At 41.4% G+C, this 4,591-nt stretch carries 2 protein-coding genes and 1 pseudogene; 2 read left to right on the top strand and 1 reads right to left on the bottom strand.

Going from position 1 to position 4,591, the window contains the following annotated elements; all coding sequences use genetic code 11:
* Positions 1 to 407 (top strand): annotated as a pseudogene (locus ACZFYI_RS16120) (TonB-dependent receptor); the annotation flags it as partial.
* A 157-nt stretch (positions 408 to 564) separates the two neighbouring features.
* Here ACZFYI_RS16120 and ACZFYI_RS16115 read toward each other — a convergent pair.
* Entirely contained in the window at positions 565 to 1,335 is a 771-nt protein-coding gene (locus tag ACZFYI_RS16115) for a hypothetical protein (protein WP_462525154.1), read from the bottom strand.
* A gap of 521 nt (positions 1,336 to 1,856) precedes the next feature.
* Between ACZFYI_RS16115 and ACZFYI_RS16110 the strand changes: the two genes are divergently transcribed.
* Positions 1,857 to 4,493: a DUF6797 domain-containing protein gene (locus tag ACZFYI_RS16110; protein ID WP_462525153.1), complete on the top strand. Its 2,637-nt coding sequence runs from the start codon at positions 1,857 to 1,859 to the stop codon at positions 4,491 to 4,493.
* Positions 4,494 to 4,591 lie beyond the last annotated feature (98 nt).

The raw sequence follows: 4,591 nt of genomic DNA, 5'->3' as shown, positions 1-4,591 counted from the left end.
ACGGTGATTTTGCAACCACTTCGGTCAGGGAAGGTGTAGTCGTCGAAGGGAACCTCAAAGGCAATCGTGTAGAAAATGCGCCCAGGAAAATCAACCGTTATGGAGTAACATACCGATATAGTAAGTTTTCCATAACATGGCAAATGAGTGATATTGGAGACGCATTTTCAGATGCATCCAATACCGTGACGCCAAATGCCGCCGCTACCGTTGGATTGATTCCTGCCTATCGTGTACAAGACCTTTCAGCATCTTTCGACATAAAAAGTCGGTATATATTCAAGTCAGGAATCAACAACCTGACCAATGAAATGTACTTTACGAGAAGGGCAGGCGGCTATCCGGGACCGGGAATTATGCCCGGAGAAGGAAGGACGATTTACTTCACCTTTGGACTGAAATTGTAATTCCCCTAAGGCTTGATTAATCTGCCTAAGACGACAACAACTGCAATTGTTTTATTGCCGCCAAAATTTTATTTTGAAAGTGAAAAAGTAGATTTATAGCGTACTGAAAAAAATTTAAGAGCGGGGTTATAACCCCGCTATTTTGTTGAAAATCATACTACTTTTTCGGCTCAGGAGAAATCCTCATTACTAATTCATAAATAATACTATATTCAAATCCATCTGGCATTATTTCTCCCATTTTGGTTTTTGAAAGAACATCCTTCCAAGCCTGGCTGGTATTTTCAGGAGAGGAATAACTCTTGAATTTCATCGCATCAGACATTTTATTAAAGCCATCCCAAGTCAGTACTGAAAAACGGGTTTGATTCCCGGTTGGTGCGATGACAGATAGCATACCCCAAGAGGCCATCCCCATACTTCCCTCCATGATGTTTTTTTCATGAAAAGGCTTCCAAAGTGTTTTGTTTTCTTCGATAAAAGCGCCTCTACTTTTCGGTGAAGCATAATTGACAACAACATATTTGAAATCTCCCCCTACGCTAGCCTCGAATTGCAACCAATAATCAAAAGCCGAAGGAGCAAAAGATTGCGTTTCTACCATATCTGGAGATACACCCATAGTATTCATGTTGCTTTCGGACCAGATAAGAGCTGGATCCATTTTATCAATACTTTCAAAAGTATTCATCAAAACATAGTTGGGGGCATCTACATTGGTTATACCTACTTTTCTCCAAAGGGACCATCCTGTCATTTGCCCCTTATCAATTGCTGATTTGGCTACTTTTGACCAATATTTGGTTTCCTTTTCAACAAATTCCGCTTGACGGTCCATAGGGACTTTCCTGAATTGCATATATGCCACCTGGGCCAATGAATTAACAGTAATAATTAGTCCCAAAAATAAAATTAATGACTTTTTCATAGTGGTGTGTTTTAGGTTTAAATTATAAGAATGTCCCAATACAAATTTAAAATTGGTAAATATAATATAGACAATTAAAAATGAGGATCATACAAGCTTAGGACGAACTACCCTATATTCTGTCCCAATCCTATAATTTATTTACCAAATAAATTAATAATGAGGTTAAAAGATTATTTTTTAGATTTGATTTGTTAAATTTTATTTAGTTAAATCGGTAGTTTTCTAGCCTTACCTAGGCGCGTTATCTACCCTAACTTTTCTGAAGAAGGTATGCATTTTGTCAAATTATTTATATTGAAAAATATAGGAGCAGGAAAGAAATGTGTATTTTTCCCATTGTTCGCTAAAATGCAACCGCAAATTCCAAAAAAAATCCTCAATTTATAAATTAGAACTAGCGGATAAACCCGATCGACTTTATTATGAAAAGATACCTGCATTGTTTAAGTTCTATCTTGCTTTTACTATTCTTCATGGGATGTAATCCAAGTTCAAAAAATCAAGAGGCTCAATCTCCAATGGGTTTCATCCTTAAAGAATCAGATTTACCCGAATATGAAAAGGATATTGACCACAAGGGACTTTTGACTGCTTTAGGGGACAGGCATGACGAATCCATCAGAACAGGAGAACATATCTATAACAACATCTGCTTCAATTGCCATGGAAACCCTGAGCAGGTAGGATCTATTCCTACTGCGTTCAAATTTTGGGAGGATAAGTTTAAGGTCGGCAAGGACCCTTATTCCATTTATCAAACCCTCACCCGTGGATATGGCTCCATGCCTCCGCAGGTCAACCTGACTCCTGTTGAGAAGTATGACATCATCAATTACCTGAGGGAAACATACCTTCAAAAAGACAGTTCGGAGCGATATTTTGAAATCGATTCAACCTATCTGGCAAGCTTACCAAGCGGAACAACCACAGGCCCTGCACCAAAAGAATTTAAACCTTGGGCGGAAATGGACTATGGTAACTTTTTGATCAATACCTATGAATTGGTTGGCCTGAATGCTCCTGAAAGAGAAAGGTCCTCAGGTCCCTCTCCGCTTCCTGACGAAAACCTAAATAAGGCAAATTTTGCCTATAAAGGAATTGCCGTAAGACTCAATCCCGGAGAAGGTGGAGTGGCTGCAGGTGATGCATGGATGATGTTTGACCATGACCTTATGCGGGTAGCCGGGGCTTGGACTGGAGAAGGTTTTATTGATTGGCAGGCAATCTTATTTAATGGCAGTCATAATATTTCCCCAAGGACTTCCGGTGATTTGCATTTTGAAAATCCGGTGGCACCTGCTTGGGCTAATCCCAATAGCGGAAAATTTGACGATCCCAGGTTTACAGCGAGAGACAAAAGGAAGTTTGGACCATTGCCAAGAGAATGGGCGCATTACAAAGGTCTGTACCAATACCGCGACAGGGTCATCATTTCCTACACGGTAGGCAAGGTAGAAATATTGGAAACATTCGGTTTGGAAACTTTGGATGGGCAACCTGTTTTTACGAGAACTTTGAACATTTCCCCTTCCGAAAAACCACTTAAAATGAGAATTGCTCCATCCGGAACCGCAGTCGCCTTGTTGGGTGAAGGGGCTGTCTTAAAAGATCAGGATGGATTTATTGCTTTGGAGCTTGTTCCTTCTCAATCTCTCAAAATCAAATTGCTGATCGCCAAACCTGCTTTGAAGGAATTGAATCAATATGCCAAAACTTCCAGCCAACCTGAGGATTTGAATCAGTTGGTCAGAGGGGGACCTGCACGATATCCTCAAAAATTAACCACAGAGGTATTGAAAGGCAATCAGGAAGGTCCCTTTCAGGTGGATATTATGAACCCTCCTTTTGACAGTCCTTGGAAAAACCAATTCAGATTGAGTGGCCTGGACTTTTTTAAAGATACCAACAAAGGAGTGATTTGCTCCACAGATGGAGACGTTTGGCTGGTAGAAGGATTCACAAAAAACTCAGGGGAACTTACTTGGCAGCGAATCGCTTCAGGCATGTTTCAGCCATTGGGAATAAAAGTCATCAACGAGGAAATTTTTGTCACTTGCAGGGATCAACTCGTGCGGTTACACGACTTTAATGGGGACATGGAAACGGATTTTTATGAGAGTTTCAACAATGACCATCAAGTCACAGACCATTTTCACGAATTTGCCATGGGACTGCAGGCGGATAAAGAGGGGAACCTGTATTATGCCAAAAGTGCCCGGCATGCAAGAGAGGCCTTGGTGCCCCAACATGGAACTTTGATAAAAGTGAGCAAAGACGGCCTGAAGACGGAGATCATCGCGACCGGTTTCAGGGCTGCAAACGGCGTATGTCTCAATCCCGACGGCACTTTCATCGTGACTGACCAAGAAGGCCATTGGAATCCAATGAACAGGATCAATTGGGTGAAAAAAGGCGGATTCTATGGAAATATGTTTGGTTATAATCCTCCTGCCGACAGCACCGAAACGGGGATGGAACTGCCTTTGGTTTGGGTGGAGAGAGACAGGGATCAATCCCCTTCCGAACTCCTTTGGGTGGACAGCAAAAAGTGGGGTCCTCTAAATGGTAAGCTGCTAAACTTCTCCTACGGCTATGGAAAAATCTTTATAGTGCCATTTGAAAAAATCGGGGATCAAGTTCAAGGAGGAATTTTTGAATTACCGATACCAAGGTTTTCCACCGGTGTGATGCGTGGTCGCTTCAATCCTGGTGATGAACAATTGTACCTCTGTGGCTTATCGGCTTGGGGTTCTACACAACCACAGTTGGGCGGCTTATACCGGATCCGGAAAGTAGATCAGCCCATGCACATTCCGATTGGAATCAAAGCAAGTACCCAAGGTATTGAGCTGAGCTTTACCGACGAACTCGATCAAGTCAGTGTCAGCCAAATTGCCAATTATACTATAAAAACCTGGGATCTCCTGAGGTCAAGAAAGTACGGATCCAAGCACTACAACGACCAAATATTGACTGTCACCAAAGCAGAATTGGGCAAAGACAAAAAATCGATCCAACTGACCATTCCCGATATCAAGCCCACTTGGGGAATGGAGATCCAATACCGGATCAAAGATGATGATGGCAAAGACTTAGAAGGATTGATTCAGAATACGATCCATCAGTTGGGGGACGGTCATTTGGTTCTAAAATAAATTAGTGTTGAATTCAATGAATTGCCGATTTCTTTTGAACAGGCTCTCAGAAATAAAAAGGTTTATCTATTATAAAAATGGATATATTTATATTAGTG

It is taken from the genome of Aquiflexum sp. (genome assembly GCF_977115555.1).
This window is presented reverse-complemented; position numbering and strand designations above follow the sequence as displayed.